Origin of the sequence: Aeromonas sp. 600276, assembly GCF_049175815.1 — a bacterium.
Classification (GTDB): domain Bacteria; phylum Pseudomonadota; class Gammaproteobacteria; order Enterobacterales; family Aeromonadaceae; genus Aeromonas; species Aeromonas dhakensis.
Map to the genome: position 1 here is coordinate 15729 of NZ_JAAKVU010000015.1, position 18093 is coordinate 33821.

General features: G+C 60.9%; 22 protein-coding genes. 10 read left to right on the plus strand and 12 right to left on the minus strand.

Annotated elements, in window-relative coordinates; all coding sequences use genetic code 11:
* The first annotated feature begins 13 nt into the window (after positions 1 to 13).
* Genes hpf through npr form a run of 4 tightly spaced genes read left to right on the plus strand, consistent with a single transcriptional unit; the run spans position 14 to position 1952 of the window.
* Positions 14 to 301: a ribosome hibernation promoting factor gene (hpf, locus tag G5134_RS15135; RefSeq protein WP_005305957.1), complete on the plus strand. Its 288-nt coding sequence runs from the start codon at positions 14 to 16 to the stop codon at positions 299 to 301.
* Positions 302 to 303: 2 nt separating this feature from the next.
* Positions 304 to 750 (plus strand): PTS IIA-like nitrogen regulatory protein PtsN, encoded by a 447-nt coding sequence (ptsN, locus tag G5134_RS15140; RefSeq protein ID WP_005305951.1) that lies wholly within the window; start codon positions 304 to 306, stop codon positions 748 to 750.
* 42 nt (positions 751 to 792) lie between these two features.
* Positions 793 to 1659, plus strand: a complete 867-nt coding sequence (gene rapZ, locus G5134_RS15145) for an RNase adapter RapZ (protein ID WP_005305946.1) — start codon at positions 793 to 795, stop codon at positions 1657 to 1659.
* 20 nt (positions 1660 to 1679) lie between these two features.
* Positions 1680 to 1952: a PTS phosphocarrier protein NPr gene (gene npr / locus G5134_RS15150; protein ID WP_005305943.1), complete on the plus strand. Its 273-nt coding sequence runs from the start codon at positions 1680 to 1682 to the stop codon at positions 1950 to 1952.
* Between the two features lie 15 nt (positions 1953 to 1967).
* Here the strand turns inward: npr and G5134_RS15155 are convergent, their stop codons facing one another.
* The 12 genes from G5134_RS15155 to G5134_RS15210 form a co-directional block, all read right to left on the minus strand.
* The gene (locus G5134_RS15155) at positions 1968 to 3872 is read right to left on the minus strand and encodes a BglG family transcription antiterminator (protein ID WP_024943094.1); all 1905 of its coding nucleotides are present in this window, start codon (positions 3870 to 3872) and stop codon (positions 1968 to 1970) included.
* 104 nt (positions 3873 to 3976) lie between these two features.
* Positions 3977 to 4717, minus strand: a complete 741-nt coding sequence (dagF, locus tag G5134_RS15160) for a 2-dehydro-3-deoxy-phosphogluconate aldolase (protein WP_024943095.1) — start codon at positions 4715 to 4717, stop codon at positions 3977 to 3979.
* On the minus strand, positions 4717 to 5832 hold the full coding sequence (locus tag G5134_RS15165) for a DgaE family pyridoxal phosphate-dependent ammonia lyase (RefSeq protein ID WP_065017284.1): 1116 nt from the start codon (positions 5830 to 5832) through the stop codon (positions 4717 to 4719). Before G5134_RS15165 ends, dagF begins: the two co-directional genes overlap by 1 nt.
* Complete coding sequence (locus G5134_RS15170) at positions 5816 to 6955, minus strand: amidohydrolase/deacetylase family metallohydrolase (RefSeq protein ID WP_065017283.1); 1140 nt, start codon at positions 6953 to 6955, stop codon at positions 5816 to 5818. The genes G5134_RS15165 and G5134_RS15170 overlap by 17 nt, the downstream gene beginning before the upstream one ends.
* A 42-nt stretch (positions 6956 to 6997) precedes the next feature.
* Positions 6998 to 7648, minus strand: coding sequence for a DUF4310 family protein (locus G5134_RS15175; RefSeq protein ID WP_017766404.1), 651 nt, complete (start codon positions 7646 to 7648; stop codon positions 6998 to 7000).
* An 11-nt stretch (positions 7649 to 7659) separates the two neighbouring features.
* On the minus strand, positions 7660 to 8436 hold the full coding sequence (locus G5134_RS15180) for a DUF4311 domain-containing protein (protein ID WP_017784945.1): 777 nt from the start codon (positions 8434 to 8436) through the stop codon (positions 7660 to 7662).
* Between the two features lie 40 nt (positions 8437 to 8476).
* Complete coding sequence (locus tag G5134_RS15185) at positions 8477 to 8773, minus strand: DUF4312 family protein (RefSeq protein WP_065017282.1); 297 nt, start codon at positions 8771 to 8773, stop codon at positions 8477 to 8479.
* Positions 8773 to 9138, minus strand: coding sequence for an SFCGS family glycine-rich protein (locus G5134_RS15190; RefSeq protein ID WP_017779756.1), 366 nt, complete (start codon positions 9136 to 9138; stop codon positions 8773 to 8775). Before G5134_RS15190 ends, G5134_RS15185 begins: the two co-directional genes overlap by 1 nt.
* Positions 9139 to 9501: a PRD domain-containing protein gene (locus tag G5134_RS15195; protein WP_065017281.1), complete on the minus strand. Its 363-nt coding sequence runs from the start codon at positions 9499 to 9501 to the stop codon at positions 9139 to 9141.
* A 298-nt stretch (positions 9502 to 9799) separates the two neighbouring features.
* Positions 9800 to 10921, minus strand: coding sequence for an outer membrane-stress sensor serine endopeptidase DegS (gene degS, locus G5134_RS15200; RefSeq protein ID WP_017779755.1), 1122 nt, complete (start codon positions 10919 to 10921; stop codon positions 9800 to 9802).
* Between the two features lie 89 nt (positions 10922 to 11010).
* Positions 11011 to 12372: a Do family serine endopeptidase gene (locus tag G5134_RS15205; RefSeq protein ID WP_005305907.1), complete on the minus strand. Its 1362-nt coding sequence runs from the start codon at positions 12370 to 12372 to the stop codon at positions 11011 to 11013.
* Between the two features lie 81 nt (positions 12373 to 12453).
* Positions 12454 to 12834, minus strand: a complete 381-nt coding sequence (locus G5134_RS15210; RefSeq protein ID WP_005305902.1) for a YhcB family protein — start codon at positions 12832 to 12834, stop codon at positions 12454 to 12456.
* 140 nt (positions 12835 to 12974) lie between these two features.
* On the opposite strand from G5134_RS15210, the gene zapE reads away from it, so the two are divergent.
* The 6 genes from zapE to G5134_RS15240 all read left to right on the plus strand — a co-directional run bounded on the left by zapE (position 12975) and on the right by G5134_RS15240 (position 18009).
* A complete protein-coding gene (zapE, locus tag G5134_RS15215; protein WP_065017280.1) occupies positions 12975 to 14069 on the plus strand; it encodes a cell division protein ZapE in 1095 nt (364 codons plus the stop codon).
* 266 nt (positions 14070 to 14335) lie between these two features.
* Complete coding sequence (rplM, locus tag G5134_RS15220; RefSeq protein WP_005305895.1) at positions 14336 to 14764, plus strand: 50S ribosomal protein L13; 429 nt, start codon at positions 14336 to 14338, stop codon at positions 14762 to 14764.
* A gap of 15 nt (positions 14765 to 14779) precedes the next feature.
* On the plus strand, positions 14780 to 15172 hold the full coding sequence (gene rpsI, locus G5134_RS15225; RefSeq protein WP_005305893.1) for a 30S ribosomal protein S9: 393 nt from the start codon (positions 14780 to 14782) through the stop codon (positions 15170 to 15172).
* A 295-nt stretch (positions 15173 to 15467) separates the two neighbouring features.
* Positions 15468 to 16058, plus strand: coding sequence for a ubiquinol-cytochrome c reductase iron-sulfur subunit (petA, locus tag G5134_RS15230; RefSeq protein WP_005305890.1), 591 nt, complete (start codon positions 15468 to 15470; stop codon positions 16056 to 16058).
* 2 nt (positions 16059 to 16060) lie between these two features.
* Entirely contained in the window at positions 16061 to 17278 is a 1218-nt protein-coding gene (locus G5134_RS15235; protein ID WP_005305888.1) for a cytochrome b, read from the plus strand.
* Entirely contained in the window at positions 17275 to 18009 is a 735-nt protein-coding gene (locus G5134_RS15240; protein ID WP_010635938.1) for a cytochrome c1, read from the plus strand. Before G5134_RS15235 ends, G5134_RS15240 begins: the two co-directional genes overlap by 4 nt.
* Positions 18010 to 18093 lie beyond the last annotated feature (84 nt).

Below are 18093 nucleotides of genomic sequence, written 5' to 3' on the forward strand. Positions count from 1 at the left end.
AAAGGAAGACGTTATGCAAATCAACCTGACCGGACACCATGTCGAGATCACCGAAGCTCTGCGTGATTATGTGAACAACAAATTTGCCAAACTCGAGCGTCACTTTGACCACATCAACAATGTTCATGTGGTGTTGAGCGTAGAAAAACTGAACCAGATCGCCGAAGCCAAGCTGCATGTCAGCGGGGGTGAGGTGTTCGCCAACTCGCAGCATGCTGACATGTATGCGGCGATTGATACCCTGCTGGACAAGCTGGATCGGCAGATCATCAAGCACAAAGATAAGTTAAACCAAAAATAACCATGCAACTTGAACACATACTGAGTCGGGACTGCACCAAAAGTGCGGTCCCTTGTACCAGCAAGAAACGCGCCCTGGAGATCATCAGCGAGTTAGCCGCTGAGCGCCTGGGGACCTCTCGTCAGGTGCTCTTCGAGTGCCTGCTGGCGCGAGAAAAGATGGGCAGTACCGGGATCGGTGCCGGTATCGCCATTCCCCACGGTCGGATCGGCGACGAATTTCCGCCGACCGCGATCCTGATGACCTTTGCAGAGCCTATCCCCTTCGATTCCATCGACAATCAACCGGTTGACCTGCTGTTCGCCCTGCTGGTGCCGGAAAGCGAGTGCAAGCAGCACCTCAAGACCCTTTCCCTGATGGCATCCAAACTGGGCGACAAGGCGGTATGCCGCCAGTTGCGCCAGGCAACCAGCGACGAAGAACTCTATCAGATCATGACATCGGCCTGAGATGCAGGCCCTTGCAATGACGCCAAGCGGTGAGGGAACAAGATGCAATTAATAGTGGTGAGTGGGCGCTCCGGCTCGGGCAAGACAGTTGCCCTGCGTGTGCTGGAGGATCTCGGTTATTACTGCGTGGATAACCTGCCGGTCAACCTGCTGCCCCAGCTGATCGTCTCGGTCGAGAGCCAGTATGACAAGCTGGCGGTCAGCATCGACGTGCGCAACCTGCCGGCGAGTTCCGACAAGCTGGAAACCCTGCTGGCCCAGGTTCGCAACGAGGGTCGAGTGGAGTTCACGAGCTTCTTCTTCGATGCGGAAAACTCCACCCTGCTCAAGCGCTACGGCGAGAGCCGCCGGCTGCACCCCCTGTCGCGCAATAAGCTGTCGCTCGACGAGGCGATCCGGGAAGAGACCCACCTGCTGGCGCCGCTCTCCTCGACGGCCGATCTGCGCATCGACACCACCAACCTCAGCATCCACGACCTGAGCGAGCTCATCAAGACCCGGGTGCTCGGCAAGAAGGAGAACGAGCTGGTGCTGGTGTTCGAGTCGTTCGGCTTCAAGTACGGTATCCCCAAGGATGCCGACTTCGTGTTCGACGCCCGCTTCCTGCCCAATCCGCACTGGATCCCGGAGCTCAAGCCCTTCACCGGCAAGGATGAGCCGGTGGCCCGCTACCTCTCCAGCCAGCCCGATGTGATGCAGTTCATCCTGCAGATCGAGAACATGCTGGCGACCTGGCTGCCCCACCTGGAGCGCAACAATCGCAGCTATGTGACGGTCGGCATTGGCTGTACCGGTGGCCAGCACAGATCGGTATTCATTGCCGAGCAGCTGGCCGGCGCCTTTCGCCTGCTGGGCAAGAACGTCCAGATCCGCCACCGCACCCTCGACAAGAGTGCGCCGCAATTTTGATGGACCAATAGGAAGATCAGATGACCGTCTCAGCCTCGGTGGAAGTGAAAAACAAACTGGGCATGCATGCCAGACCGGCCATGATGCTGTTCGAGCTGGTGCAGGGGTTCGATGCTCACGTGTTGCTGCGCAACGAAGAGGGGGTCGAGGCCGACGCGGACAGCGTGATCGGCCTGTTGATGCTGGACTCCGCCCAGGGCAAGCAGGTAGAAGTTCAGGTGGAGGGGCCTGAGGAAGTGGAGGCCCTGGCCGCCGTGGTGGCGCTGTTCACCTCGGGCTTCAACGAGGAGTAACGCGCCTCGGCATGCTCAAGGTGCGCTGCGTGCCAGCGCCTTGAAGGTGGTAAAGTCTCGACAAGCCAGCAGGTTCCTGCTGGCTTTTTCGTTCATCAGCGCCAGGAACAGGTCGTAGAGCCCCATCGCCTCTTCGTAGTCGGCCTTGGCGATGGCCAGCACGAAGATGAGGGTGGCGCTCTCGCCGTTGCCCCAGTCGATCCCCTGCGGGGCCAGCACGGTATAGACCAGAGTGCGGCGCGCCAGTAGGCCGAGGGAGTGGGGCAGAGCGATGCCGTCTCCCAGCAGGGTGGAGACGATCCGCTCCCGCTCCTGCAAGGATCCCCGAAAGCCGCTCTCCACCAGATCCTCCGCCTCCAGCTGGCTGCAGATGCGATCAAACAGTGTCCCCTGGCTGAGCGGTTCGCTGACCACCATGAAGTGGTCGGCATCGAAGTACTTGTCGAGCAGGTAGGGGCGGGTGCGATCGACCAGCACCAGCTTGCCGAGCTGCTCCAGCTGGTACTGGGTGGGGAAGGGGGCGACCTGCACCACGGGCACGTTCTTGTCGCTCACCTTGACGGTGCTGATGACGAAATCCTGCTCGACTCGCGCCAGCCCTTCGTAATCCCGCACCGACTCCAGCGTGGTCAACTGCAGCTGGGGATATTCCCGCTTGATGCGAGCCTCCAGCACCCGGAAGGTGGCGTTGCCCGCATCGCACAACAGCAGCGCCTGGGGACGGCGGGTGTAGCCGATGTCGTAGTGACGCTCCAGTCCAACCCCTATGTGGATCACCAGATAGCCTATCTCGTGGTGGGTCAGCCGGTAAGGGGTCTGCTTGATCCACTCCGAGATGGCCGCCAGTGTGATGTCGTAGGCGAGGGGGTAGTACTGCTTGATGTGGTCTGCCAGCGGATTGTGGCTGCCGATCTGGTATTTGACCCGTAGCAGCATGGCACTGATATGGGTCTGCAGGTCGGCCCGCAGTTGCAGGTCGCCGCGCAGGTCATAAGGGTAGTGCTGGTGGATGTAGGCCAGCAGGTGCTCCACCAGCTGCTCGCTCTCGGCCGCCATGGCCGGGCTGAGCTGGGGGGCATCGGCGGTGAGGCGGGCCTGGATCTGGATGGCGAGGCAGGCTATCTCCTCTTCCCCCGGCGGGGTCAGGGTCGGCAGCTCGCCATAGATGTCGCGGGCGACCGCCAGCAGTGGCGCCGTGAGATCCTCGCCGGTGAATTGGCTCAGCTCGTGGCCGGCCGCCTGGCGCAGCAGGGCGACGGCGCAGTAGATGGCGAGCTGCTGCAGGCTCTCGTCGGCCAGGCGCAGCTGGTGGCGGCCGAGTTGCTCGTGGATGTGATTGCCCACTACCTCCAGCGTCTTGCTGGGGCAGAGGTTGGGCAGCAGGCTCTGCAGCGGGTTGCTGTGCAGCAGCTCCTGATAGAGCAGCTGGGTGAGGCAGGCGCGAATGGCCGTCTCCCCCCCCTGGATCCGCATCCCCTGCCTGGGCTTGCTGTCGATGGCAAGGTCGAAGTGAGCGAGCCGCTCCCGCACCTCCGCCATGTCCCCCTGCAGTGCCGCCCGGCTCAGATACCAGGTGTCCGCCAGCTCGTCGAGCTTGATGCCCTGCTCCGCCGTCAACAACAGGATCTGCAGGTGCAACACCCGCTCGCGGCTGGTGCGAGGCAATCCGCTCTCCTGCTCCTGGGCCGCCAGCAGCGCAGCGAACAGCTCCTGATTGTAGATCTTGAGCTGATAGCCGCTGCCGCGCTGGTGGATCAGGTGGGCGCCCCGGGTGGCGATGATCTCGTTGAGGGTCGCCACGTCGGTGCGCACCGTGCGGGTGGAGACATTGAGGCGGCGGGCCAGCTCCTCCTGCGGCAGCGGCTCGGCGTGGAGCAGGGTGAGCAGTTGCTGGAGTCTGGGGTGGGGCAGCTTGGTCATGAGGGGGGATCGGACTCCTGTCGCAGAATAGAAAATCGATGTTAACAAGCGAGTCAATGACAAGCCAGGCACCGGCCAGTGATCGGACCGGTGCCTGAGGGGGATCAGGCCAACAGCCGCTTCACCCTGGTCAGCAGGGTACGCACGTCCTCGGGACGGGTCTGACCGCTTGCGCTGTCGATGATGGAGCTGTAGACGTGGGGGATCACCTTCTCGACGCCGGCATCCAGCGCGATTCGCACTATCTCCTCGAAGTTGTCGAGATCGATGCCGCCGGTGGGCTCCAGCCAGAAGCCGTGGCGTGCACAGGCCTCGGCCACCGCCTGATACTCGGCGCGGCAGGTCAGCCCGCCCATGGGGAAGAACTTGACCGAACTGCCGCCCATGTCCTTGAGCAGGGCGATGGCGGTGTCGATAGGTACTATGCCGTCCGGTTGCTGGCTACTCAGGGGACCGGTGGAGATCTTCACCATCCCCGGGGTGCCGGTGGGGGAGACAAGGCCATTGACGAGGGTGTCAGACTGGCCGAGCAGCGCCCTGCTGGCGCCGACCCCGGTGAACACCTGGTTGACGTGCTGGGGCTGCAGCTGGCGAGCCAGCTCGGCCACCATGGCTGACTGGCGCGGATCGCCGGCCCCCAGCCCGATGGAGAGGGCGTTGTCGATAAGCTGGGCGTAGGCCTGCATGTCAGCGACGGCGGAGGGCACATCCGTGTAGTTCTTGGAGAGCACACCGACCAGCACATGGCCCTCGGCGGCCTCATAAATGTCGACGGCATTTTGTCGGGAGCCGGCCAGCACGTTGAGGCAGACCCGATCGCGGTAGTAGTTGGGAGTCAAAGACATCAGTTGTTCTCCTGAACGAGGTGGGCAATGGCGGCATGGATCTGGTCCAGCTGGGGCGGGGTGACGCTGCGCACGTCGATCTCGATGTGCCCCTCGTTGGCCTTGTAGCCGCGGCAGTAGATGGCCGGCGTGCCCTGCTGGAGACGGGCAACTACCTGCACCGTGGTCATGCCGATCTGCTGGTGATCGAAGGCGATATCGGTGCGGGCGATGTCGCGCCCCGCGCTGTCCCACACCACCTTGGCGCTGACGCCGGGCAGCTGGTTGAGGCGCTCGATGAAGGGGGTCATCTTGGCGACCATGGCGGCGCCGCTCTCCTTCTCTTTGATCAGGTAGCGCTCGATGGCGTGGGTGAGGCCGAGGATCCCCTCTTTGCCCACCTTCATGGCACGGCCGATGCCGTTGGCCTGCTGCTTGACCCACTCCACGTACTGACGCTTGCCGAGTACCAGCCCGCTGGTGGGCCCTTCGATGGCCTTGGCGCCGCTGTAGATGACCAGGTCGGCCCCCAGGTTGTAGTAGAGACGCAGATCCTCCTCGGCCGCCGCATCGACGATGAGCGGGAGCCCGTGGGCCTTGGCCACCTCGGCTGCCTCGGCCACCGACAGAATGCTCTTCTGCACGCAGTGGTGGGACTTGATGTAGAGGATGGCGGCGGTATTGGCATTGATGGCGGCGGCCAGCTGGGCGGCAGAGCACTCGTTGGCGTAGCCTGCCTCCACCACTTTGCCGCCACCCAGGTTGACCATGGTGCCGACCGGGGCGCCGAAGTTGACGTTGTGTCCCTTGGGCAGCACGATTTCGCTCGGCACATGGTGGGCATGGGCGTGCAACTGCTCGAGGCGGTAGGGGTCGCCGCGCACGATCACGGCGGCTACCGACTGGGCGATGCCGGCGCTGGCGCAGGAGACCACCACCGCATCTTCCACACCCAGCAAGCCCGCCAGGTAGGCGCCGGTCTTGTTGACCAGATCCTTTACCTCGAAGTAGTGGCCAAGGCCGAAGTTGACCGCATCGACTACCTCCTGTTCGGGGGTGGAGACGCCGAGAATGGTCATGCGCCCGGAGGCGTTGATCACCGGTTTGAGCTGATATTTCTCATACACAGAAGGCATGGTGTGATTTCCCATAGTGAGTCAGAACCAGTTCGCCACCGACCAGGGCGGCGAGCGGCAGCAACTGCCGATCGCCATTGCGGGCACCGGCTTCGGTATCGGTAAAGAGGGTGGGGCCGCTAATCACCTCGAACAGGGTCAGGTCGGCATCGGCACCCACCTCGAGTCGCCCCTTGCCGGACAGGCGCAGGGCATCGGCGGCATGGTGGGTGACGCAGGCCAGCACCTGCTCCAGGGTCATGCCGATGGCGAGAAACTTCGACATCACGTGGGCCAGGCTATAGACAGGCCCCTTGATGCGGTTCTTGCAGTAGATATCGGAGCTGATGGTGCGGGGCAGGATCCCCTGGGCAATGGCCAGCTCCGCCACCTCGAAGCTGAAGCTGGCACCGCCGTGGCCGATGTCGAGCAAGAGGCCCCGCCGCATCGCCTCACGCACCGCCTGGCGCAGTTTGCCAGCCGGGGTCAGGATGCGGTTGGGCTTGCCGTTGAAGCAGTGGGTCAGCAGATCGCCATCCCCCAGCAGGGCGACGATCTCGTCCAGATCCGGCGGCGTGTTGCCCACGTGTACCATCAGCGGCAGCTGGCCGTGGGCCTGTTGCAGTGCCTTGGCCATGCGCAGCGGCTGCAGGCCGTTCTCACCCACCACGCTGCCGCTCATCCGCGCCTTGATGCCGACGATGAAGCCGGGATGGCGGGCAATGGCCGCCGAGGCGAGATCCATGTCGAGGTCCCGGCTGTCGGCCAGCTCGTTCTGGCGCCGCAGGCCGATGCGGGAGATGTTGAGCAGGGCGTGCACCCGGGTCTTGCAGCCGGCGGCGAGACGCTGGAAGTCATCCACGTCGTCGGCCCCGGTGCTGCCGGCGTCGATGACGGTGGTGACGCCGGACTCCACGCCCACCTTGTCCGGCTCATCGTGATAGAGGGGGGAGGCGGGGTAGCAGTGGGTGTGGCCGTCGATCCAGCCGGCGCTCACATGCACCCGGCCGCCGAGATCCAGGGTCTGCTGCGCCATGGCCGTCTCCGGCAGGGTGCCAAGGGCGGCGATTTTGCCCTGCTGGATGGCGATATCGACGAGCTGGCCATCTCCCTGGCGCCCCGCTCTGATGATGATGTCGTACATGTTGATGGCCTCTAGCGTGCCGCCCCGCAGGGCGGCGGATGGTTATGCAAGCGCAACCGGGAAGAAGGTACCCAGCAGCATGGCCCCCAGGATGGCGCCACCAGTGATGGGCTTGCCCCACACGTAGAACAGCAGCGCACCCAGCAGGGAACCGATGCCGATGGGAATGGAAGCGCCCATGGCGGAGAGGATGATGAGGGGGCCGAGGAAGCGGCCCGAGCTGTTGCCGGCCCCCATCATGACGTCTGCCCCGTAGGTGGAGTTGCTTTGGTTGATGGTGAACTTGCGCGCCAGGATGATCACATAGCCGATGGCCAGGCCAATCACCATGCCGGTCACCAGCGAAGCGGGGAAGTTCTCCACCGGATAGATGATGCCGGCCCCCAGCAGCAGGGCGGGCACGCCGAGGCCCACCCCGGTCTGGATGGCGCCGCCGATGTCCAGGATCCCCACCAGAGAGCCCTCGATGATGCGGGCAAACAGGAAGCTGGCGCCGAAGGCCGCCACCGCGCCGTAGGCGCCGGTGTCCATCCCGGCCTTGAGCATGGCGACGAAGGCCACCTCGTTGAAGGCGCCGACCCCGTACAGGTAGAACATGTGGGTACCGGCAAAGACCCCGGCCGAGAGCAGGCCGACGAAGATGGGGAAGGACCAGTCGGCATACCAGAAGTTGTTTTTCAGTTTCTCATCCATGGCGTGACCCCTTATTTGCCGCTCAGCAGGTTATGGACGTTTTCCAGCCACAGGGGAACACCCAGATGGAAGGACTCGATGAGTTTCATGTCGAAGCCGCGGAAGAAGCCACTCAGCACGAACAGCAGGACGATGGCCGCCATCATTACCTTGGTGACGTGGTTCCAGCCGCTCTCTTCCACCCCCTTGCCGATCAGGATGCCGAGCACCAGACCCGGTACCGCGTTGCCCATGATGAGCTGGGCCAGACCGCCGAAGATGGTGGCCCAGAAGCCGGACTTCTTGCCCGCCTCGATGGCGGCCAGCCAGAAAATCACCGGCATGACGGTGTTGACCAGCAGGTTGGCAGCCGGCACCAGTACCTTGACCGCGGTGACCTGCAGGGCGGCCGGCACGGCGGCGGCGGTGCTGTTGAGGAAGGCGACCACGATGGCACCTATGATGCCGCAGGCGATGGCCATCTTCTTCGGGTCATGCAGGGTGGTGGCGAGATCCCGGTTCTTGATCATCAGGGCTGCCGCGCCCCAGTTCGGCAGGATGCGGTGATCCACGTCCTGGGTGAAGGCGCCTGCCGCGACCGTGGAGGCCCAGGCGTTGAAGAAGAAGCCCAGACCAAACGAGAAGTGGGAGGCGGGATCCCCTTCGCAGGAGTTGAGCTCGCCCAGGGTTCGGAAGGCGCCCATCCCCTGCACGGTCGGGGCGTGGAACATCCGTGCCGCTCCGGCCCCCACCCCGACGCCAACCAGGCCGCCAATGATGAGTGACTTGATAAATATGATTAGAAACATCCCATGTATCCTTCTGGTGGCGGTGTTGCCGCGGGCGGCGTCACACCTGGGTAAAGGTCACCTTGTCGGTGTCCAGGCTGGTGACCCTGACCGTGATGGCGAGCCGAACCCGGTATTCGTGGCGTTGGCGCGGCAGGAAGAAGAACAGGAACTTCTCCACCCGGACCGACTCCTCGGCCTTGAGCACCTGCACCTCGACCGGTTCGATGCGCAGCAGCACCCGCGGGTTGTCCTTGAGCAGCGTGGATTGCACCTGGCTGAGGGCGGCGGCGAATGCCTGCTGACGGGTCGCGCCCTTGCCGTTGACGGTGACCCGGGTGGTGAAGTCCTCTTTCATCATGCGCGTCCGTGTTTCTTGGCGAAGGCTTCGATCAGCTTCTGGCCCAGTTCTTCCTTGTCCATGAAGCCGAAGCCCAGCACCACGCACCCCTCGTTGATGGCGGTCACGCCCTCCTCGATGGAGCGCATGCCGTAGCGGCACTTGTAGCCGTACTTGGTCTGGGCTGTGATGGCGCCGGCACCGCCGCTGCCGCAGAAGGAGATGCCGAGATCCGCCTGCTCCTTGTTCATCACGTCGCCGAGCTTCATGTCGGCGGCCATGCCGGGGATGACGGTCACGCTGGCGCCGGCGGCTTCCGCGCCTGCCCCCACTTTCTGGCCCTTGCCGAGGCGATCACCGATCACGAGTTTGATGGCTGTCATTTAGCATTCTCCTTTGACTGAACTGAGTTCGTTTTCTTTGGCTACTTCGAAATGGACGGACAAGAGGTGTGCCTCTTCATAGGCGAGCCGCTCCAGCCAGCTGACGACCTGTTCGGCCAGACGCAGGGAGAGGGGGGAGATCTCCTCGAACAGGCTGAGGTCGACCTCCGGCAGCGGTTCGCCACTGTGGGAGCGCCACACCATGGCTTTGACGTGAGAGGCCAGCATCTGCTGCTGTACCTCGTTGGGGCGGATGCCCTGTTCGGCCAGCAGGATATGGATACGCGCCAGGATCTGGTCGGTTTGGCGCAGCAGGGTCGGGCTGTCCGGGGTCAGGGGCTGGTCATGGGTCTCTGTGTGCAATGTCTGCTCTCCAAGGCTGGCAGAAGGGATAGCGTTACCCTAAGCCGGTCATGTTCGGGAGAGGAGGCACCGTTTTTCCGATTCGAAGCGGAAATTCGCGCGTCAGCTGGCCAATTGAAGCCGCTTTTGCGGCATCAAGCGGAAAAGAGTGCTCATTGGCGCCTGTTTTGTGTGATCAGGCGCGCACTTGGCGTTGGATGAGGGGCTGCTGGCCCTTGGCTGAAACTGTGAGTCGTCTCACGGCCGGGAGGAGGAAAAGGAGGAGAAGGGGCGACTCGTCGCCCCGACCATGGGGATGTCAGCTGGCGGTGGCCGCACTCGCGCTGGCCCGGTTCTGGTAGCGCAGATCCTCTTCGATGGTGACCTCCACCTCCAGCGGTTTGCCGTCGCGGATCACCGAGATGGTGAGTTTGGTGCCGGGCCGGCTCTCGACGATCTTGTCCATGGCGGCCCGCACGCCGCTGATGGCCTCGCCATTGATCTTGAGCAGCACGTCGCCCCGTCGCAGTCCGCCCTTGGTGGCCGGCCCGTTGGGATCCAGGCTCTCCACCACCAGACCGCGCAGGTCACCCAGATTCATCATGCGGGCGACGATGGGATTGATCTCGACGCTGGAGATGCCGAGGTAGCCGCGGATCACCCGGCCGTTGGCGATCAGCTCGTCCATGATGCGCTTGGCCAGCTTGTAGGGAATAGCGAAGCTGATGCCGTAGCTCTCCTGGTTGCCGTTGAGGTGGTAGGCGGCGGTGTTGATGCCCACCAGATCGCCGCGGGCATTGACCAGGGCGCCCCCCGAGTTGCCCTCGTTGATGGCGGCGTCGGTCTGCAGCAGATCCTGCCGGCCGTTGCTGTCCGGCCCCATGCTGGAGAGGCCGATGCGGCCGGTGGCGCTGATGATGCCCTGGGTGATGGTCTGGCCGACGTTGTAGGGGTTGCCGATGGCGAGCACCACGTCGCCCACGTCGGGCAGCCGCTCCGGATCCTGCGGGATCACCGGCAGGTTGTCCGACTCTATGTAGAGCACCGCCAGGTCGGTGAGCTGGTCGGTGCCGACCAGTTCGGCACTGAACACCCGTCCGTCCTGCAGCGCGACTATGATCTGGTCCGCATCGGCGATGACGTGGTAGTTGGTCAGCACGTGGCCGCGCTGGTTCATGATGACGCCGGAGCCCAGCCCCTGCGGCCTGAGTTCGGTCTGGTTGCCCTGATTGCGGGCGAAGCTGCGGGTATAGATGTTGACGACGGCAGGGCCGGCGCGGTGCGCCGCGTAGGAGAAGCTCAGTTCACGGGCATTGGTGATGAGGCCGGGCAGTTGGGCCCCGCCTCGAAAATTGGGAAACAGCAGCAACAGTAGCGCCGCCACGGTGAGACCGAAGCCGACAGACTTGCCCAAGTAACTGACTATAGGGGGGATTTTCATGTCATTCTCATCCGTACATAGAGCGGGCAGAGAATAACACTATCGGTGGATAAAAATCACCCGCGGCAGGCGCCGCGGGTGAGAGGAGATTAACGAATTACCAGGTAGAGCGAAGAGTCGCCGCGCTGGATGTTGAGGGCCAGCACATCCGGCTTGTTCTTCAACGCCTTGCTCAGCTCTTCCAGCGAGTTGATGCGCAGGCGGTTGACGCCGATGATGACGTCGCCCTTCTGCAGACCGGAGGCGGCGGCAGGGGAGCGCGGATCGATCTCGGAGACGGCCACGCCGCTCACCGGCTCGCTGGTGGTGCTCAGCTTGGCCCCTTCCAGTGCCGGGTGCAGCGCGCTGGCCAGGATTTCGCTGTCATCCGCCTTCTTCAGGGTGACCTTGACGGTCTGCTCCTTGCCATCGCGGATCAGGCCCAGTGCCACCTGCTTGTCGGCACCCATGGTGGCAATCTTGGCCCGCAGCTCGCCGAAGGAGCGGATGGCCTTGCCGTCGATGCTGACAATGATGTCGCCCGGCTTGATGCCGGCCTTGGCGGCCGCGGAGTCAGGCATGACCTGGTTGACGAAGGCACCGTCCTTCTTGTTGTAGCCGAAAGTCTTGGCCACTTCGGAGGTGAGCTCGGTCCCTATGATGCCCAGCTGGCCACGGCGGACTTCACCGTATTTCACGATCTGTTCGGACAGGTCGCGCACCATGTTGGACGGAATGGCAAAGCCGATGCCGATGTTGCCGCCGTTGGGGCCCAGGATGGCGGTGTTGATGCCGATCAGCTCGCCACGCAGGTTGAGCAGGGCACCACCCGAGTTACCCGAGTTGATGGCCGCATCGGTCTGGATGAAGTTTTCCAGGTTCTCGATGTTGAGGCCGCTGCGACCGAGCGCACTGACGATGCCGGAGGTGACGGTCTGGCCGAGGCCGAACGGGTTGCCGATGGCCAGCGCATAGTCACCGACCCGCAGCTCGTCAGAGTCGGCGAATTTGATTTGAACCAGATCCTCGGCCTTGATTTGCAGCAGGGCGATGTCGGACTGCTTGTCTTCGCCGATCTTCTTGGCGGCGTATTCACGGCCATCCTTCAGGTTGACCTTGATCTCGTCCGCCTCGTGCACCACGTGGGCGTTGGTGATCACGTAGCCCTTCTTGGCGTCGATGATGACGCCGGACCCGAGCGCCTGGAAGGGCTGCTCGCTCACCTGTTCGTCAGGCATGTTGGGTCCGAAGAAGAAGCGGAACTGTTCCGGCAGACGCTGGCGGGTGATCTTCTTGCCGGAGACGGAAATGTTGACCACGGCAGGGGTGACTTGTTCGAGTACCGGCGCCAGGCTCGGCATCTCCTGATTGTTCGCCAAAAGGGAGGGCAGTGCAGCCTGCACGGGGGCCGCAGACATGGCGATACCGACACTGAGGGCTAACACACTGAGCACAGAAAGAGGTTTACGCATATGAAAAACAGCTCCCAGAAAAAGTTGCAATGCAATCGTCAAGGTCTGACCACGATACAGTGCAATTAGTTCCGCGGGGAACTAACTGGACTGCTTGAGCAGACCGGAGGCCCCTGCATAGTCACGGGGCGGTACACCCGGTTCTTCATTGGCCGGGACATCGCTGCTCTCGTCGAGCAGGGTTTCACGGAACAGCGGCTCCTGGGCCTTGGCCAGGAATTTGCTCTGCTCCGCCATATGGCGATAAAGGGTCTGGTACTGCTCGGCCAACTGCTCCATCAGGGCGGCACTGTCGGCGAAGTGGGTATTGATCTGACCCTGGTAGCTTTCCAGTTCCTTGTGAGCCTTCTTCAGTTCTTGTTCCAGACGGCCGGCATCCCGGCTGCGCACTGTGAAGCGACCGATGATGATACCGATAATCAAGGCGGCGACAGCCAGCAGGATCCCGTTTAACAGACTCATAGATGCTCCTTGTTACAGCTAAACCAATGTATGTTAATGCGGCCTGAACGGCCGCTACGCCTTGATGGCACTATACCGTGCACCCCGAGGGCGTGATACCATTTTGTCCTTCATTCAGGGACTTGAAGGCAATTGACAGGATGACCCCGCAGCAAAAATATCAGCAGGATTTGCAGCGCCCCGGCTTCGTGGCCGACCCCGCTCAGGCGATGGCCGTGGCCCGTCTGGAGCGACTCTATCAGGATTTGTGCCAAACCCCGACTCCGACCAGATCCCGCGGTCTGCTGGGCTGGCTGCAAAAGCCGAAACCCCGTACGCCCATCCTGGGGTTATATATGTGGGGTGGCGTGGGCAGAGGCAAGACCTGGCTGATGGATACTTTTTTCGACAGCCTGCCCGGGGAGCGCAAACTGCGTATCCACTTCCACCGTTTCATGCACCGGGTGCACGATGAGCTCAAGGGACTGACCGGTCAGGCCGATCCGCTCAAGCTGATTGCCCGCAAGCTGGCCGACGAGACCGACGTCATCTGCTTCGACGAATTTTTCGTCTCCGACATTACCGATGCTATGCTGCTGGGGACCCTGTTCCAGGAGCTGTTCGGCCATGGGGTCGTGCTGGTAGCGACCTCGAACATACCGCCGCAGGATTTGTATAGAAACGGCTTGCAACGTGCCCGTTTTCTACCGGCCATTGCTCTCATAGAGCGTCATTGCGAGATACTTAACGTGGATGGCGGTACCGATTATCGCCTGCGCACGCTGGAACAGGCGGAGATTTATCACTTCCCGCTGGACCGGCAGGCAAAATCCAATCTCGAGCTCTATTTTCAACAATTAACCGGGCTGCAACAGGCCCTGCCGGGCCAGGTCGAGATCAATCATCGTCAGCTGGTGTCGCTGGGGATGGGGGAAGGTGTGCTCTATATGGAGTTCGAGCAACTTTGCTGCACGCCCCGTTCCCAGAGCGACTATATCGAGCTGGCGCGGCTGTTTCACACCGTCCTACTGGCCAATGTACAGCCCATGGGGGCAGGCACGGATGACGCGGCGCGCCGCTTCATCGCCATGGTGGACGAGTTCTATGAGCGGCACGTCAAGCTCATCATGTCGGCGGCGGTGCCCATGCAGGAACTCTATGGTCACGGGCTGTTGGATTTCGAATTCCAACGTTGTCTTTCACGGCTTCAGGAAATGCAATCGCACGAATACCTTGCCAGAGTGCACCTTCCTTAGTCACAATACCGCGCCTGCCAGTCGGATGGGCATCTGCGGCAGGTAGGGCCGGGCGACATTTGCTAGCTTCATGGCAGTGAAATTAGCAGGTGATATTTAAGGCAACTTCACTTATAATCGCCCGGCCCACGTTACAGCTGTCGATAAGACAGCAACACTTTAAGCTTTACTTGTATTCGAAGGGGTACAGGTAGGCCATCGTTTGTTGTTTGTGGGAGAGCCCCCATAAGCAATTGGGTCTGTAACAGGTAATTGGGTTTAACTTAATGAAAACTTTCGTTGCCAAGCCAGAAACCGTAAAACGTGACTGGTACATTGTGGACGCAGAAGGTAAAACTCTGGGTCGTATCGCAACCGAGATCGCTGCTCGTCTGCGTGGTAAGCACAAAGCCGAGTACACTCCGCACGTTGACACCGGTGATTACATCATCGTTGTAAACGCCGAGAAGGTACACGTAACCGGTAAGAAATCTACCGATAAAATGTACCACGCTCACTCCGGTTTCCCGGGTGGTATCAAGTCCATCAGCTTCGACAAGCTGATTCAGCGTAAACCGGAAATGGTAATCGAAGCTGCCGTCAAAGGCATGCTGCCGAAGGGTCCGCTGGGCCGTGCCATGTTCCGTAAACTGAAAGTTTACGCAGGCGCCGAGCACGCTCATGCTGCTCAGCAACCTCAAGTACTGGATATCTAATCGGGAACTGGCAACATGGCAGAAAATCAATACTACGGTACTGGCCGTCGCAAAAGCTCCACTGCTCGCGTATTCATCAAAGCGGGTAGCGGTAAAATCGTAATCAACCAGCGCTCCCTGGAGCAGTACTTCGGCCGTCCGACTGCCCGCATGGTAGTTCGTCAGCCGCTGGAACTGGTTGAGATGACCGAGAAACTGGATCTGTTCATCACCGTTAACGGTGGCGGCATCTCCGGTCAAGCTGGTGCGATCCGTCACGGTATCACTCGTGCTCTGATGCAGTACGATGAAACCCTGCGTTCCGAACTGCGTAAAGCTGGCTTTGTTACTCGTGATGCCCGTAAGGTTGAGCGTAAGAAAGTCGGTCTGCACAAAGCTCGTAAGCGTCCGCAGTACTCCAAGCGTTAATTCGCTTTTTGTACGCACTCTCGCGAGTGTCAAAAAAGCCTGGCCACGTGCCAGGCTTTTTTTATTGGTAATATTACGAACCGCATTGCTAACACCACGTCACAAAAGACAAAAAATTGTGTATTTATTGTTTTTGACCTTCGCTTCTCTTTCTTGTCAAGTTGTTATCTTTTCTTTAAAATTCCCTCGGTTTTTCTGTGACAATTGTAACTCCGCTTCCGCCGCTGTTGTCACGGAAGAAAGGGGAACAGGGACACAATAAGAATGTGCGGAGTCCACATGGGAGAGTTTTTGGATGAGCAATGCGCCAGTTGATACCGGTCGCCGCAGATTTCTTACCTGGTCAACGGTCGCCGTTGGTGGGGTAGGAGCTGCTTTTACCGCAGTGCCGTTTATTAAGTCATGGAACCCGAGTGCCAAAGCCAAAGCGGCGGGTGCTCCGGTTGAAGTGGATATCAGTAAGTTGGAACCAGGCCAGCTCATCCGTGTTGAGTGGCGAGGCAAGCCGGTCTGGGTGGTGAAACGCACCAAACAGACGCTGGATGCCCTGGCCGCGCATGACGACAAGCTGCGCGACCCGGCTTCTGACGAACCCCAACAACCCGACTATGCCCACAATGGCTACAGATCCATCAAGCCGGAGATCTTCGTGGCCGTCGGTATCTGTACCCACTTGGGCTGCTCTCCCTCCTACCTGCCGGACAACTTCGGCGAACAGGTGCAGGGGGTGACTTCCGGTTTCTTCTGCCCGTGCCATGGCTCCAAGTTCGACATGGCTGGTCGAGTGTTCCAGGGGGTGCCTGCGCCCTTGAACCTGGTCATTCCGCCGTACCAATATCTTAGCGACACCACCATCCTGGTCGGTGCCGATGGCAAGGAGGCCTGACCATGTTTGCCAAACTGATGGGCTGGATTGACTATCGCTTTCCGCTCACCGCCATGTACAACGACCACATGGCCAAGTATCCGGCGCCCAAGAACCTGAACTTCTGGTACTTCTTCGGCTCGCTCGCCATGCTGGTGCTGGTCAACCAGATCATCACGGGCATCTGGCTGACCATGAACTACAACCCCTCCGCCGAAGGTGCCTTCGCCTCCGTGGAGTACATCATGCGGGATGTGGATTACGGCTGGCTGCTGCGCTACATGCACTCCACCGGCGCGTCCGCCTTCTTCATCGTGGTCTACCTGCACATGTTCCGCGGCATGATCTACGGTTCCTACCAGAAGCCGCGCGAGCTGCTGTGGATCTTCGGCATGCTGATCTTCCTCTGCCTGATGGCGGAAGCCTTCATGGGCTACCTGCTGCCGTGGGGCCAGATGTCCTTCTGGGGCGCACAGGTCATCATCTCGCTGTTCGGTGCCATTCCGGTCATCGGCGATGATCTGACCCTGTGGATCCGCGGTGACTACGTCATCTCCGGCGCTACCCTCAACCGCTTCTTCGCGCTGCACGTCATCGCCCTGCCGCTGGTGCTGGTGATGCTGGTTGCCATGCACATCCTGGCGCTGCACGAAGTGGGTTCGAACAACCCGGACGGCATCGACATCAAGAAGCACAAGGATGAGAACGGCTGGCCGCTGGATGCGGTGGCATTCCACCCCTACTTCACCGTCAAGGACATGATTGGCGTAGCCGGTTTCCTGTTCTTCTTCTGCGCCATCATCTTCTTCAAGCCGGACATGTGGGGTTACTTCCTCGAGAAGCCGAACTTTGAAGTGGCCAACGGCCTGAAGACCCCGGCTCACATCGCCCCCGTATGGTACTTCACCCCCTTCTACGCCATTCTGCGGGCGGTACCGGACAAGCTGCTGGGCGTCATCATGATGGGCCTCTCCATCGTGGTGCTGTTCCTGCTGCCCTGGCTGGATCGCTGCAAGGTGCGTTCGGTGCGCTATCGCAGCACCCTGCACAAGCTGAACATCGCCCAGTTCGTGGTCTGCTTCATCATTCTCGGGGTGCTCGGCGTACTGCCATCGACTCCGACCCTGACGCTGATCGCCCAGATCTGTACCCTGGGTTATTTCGGGTTCTTCGTCCTGTTGTTCTTCTACAGCAAGAATGAAAGCACCAAGCCGCTGCCGGAAAGGGTGACATTCAAATGAAAAAAATAATATTTGCAGTGCTGACCCTGCTGCCGTCACTGGTGTTTGCCAACACCGGGGCCGTGCATCTGGACAAGGCTCACTATGATCTGAACGACAAGGCGTCGCTGCAGCGTGGTGCCGCCACCTTCATGAACTACTGCTTTGGCTGTCACAGCACCCAGTACCAGCGTTACAACCGGGTAGCAGCAGATATCGGCATCCCGGAAGACCTGATGGCAGCCAACCTGATCGTCAATGGCGCCAAGATCGGTGATCTGATGGAAAACTCGGTGCCGGACAAGGATGCGGCCAAGTGGTTCGGTGCACCGCCCCCCGATCTGACGCTGGTCGCCCGGGTACGTGGTGCGGACTGGATCTACACCTACCTGCGTTCCTTCTACGTGGACGAGACCCGTCCATTCGGGGTGAACAACGCCGTGTTCCCGTCCGTGGGCATGCCTCACGTGCTGGAGCCGTTGCAGGGGACGCCCCGCGCCGAGTTTGCGACCCACCAGGTCGATGGCGTCGACGTTCAGCAGGTTGTCAGCATCAAATCTGACGGCAACGGTGAAATGAATAACGAAGAGTATGATCAGACGGTGCTGGATCTGGTAAACTTCTTGGTCTACTCGGCTGAACCGGTACAACAGGAGCGCGAACGCATGGGCTTCTGGGTGCTGGGTTTCATCGTGATCTTCTTCATCTTCACTGTGCTGTTGAAGAAGGAATTCTGGCGCGACGTTCACTAAGCGACCAGATCCGGGTAATATAATGCACGGCAATGAAGTCCAAGATGCTTCATTGCCGTTTCTGCTTTTTAATGACGGGAGGGT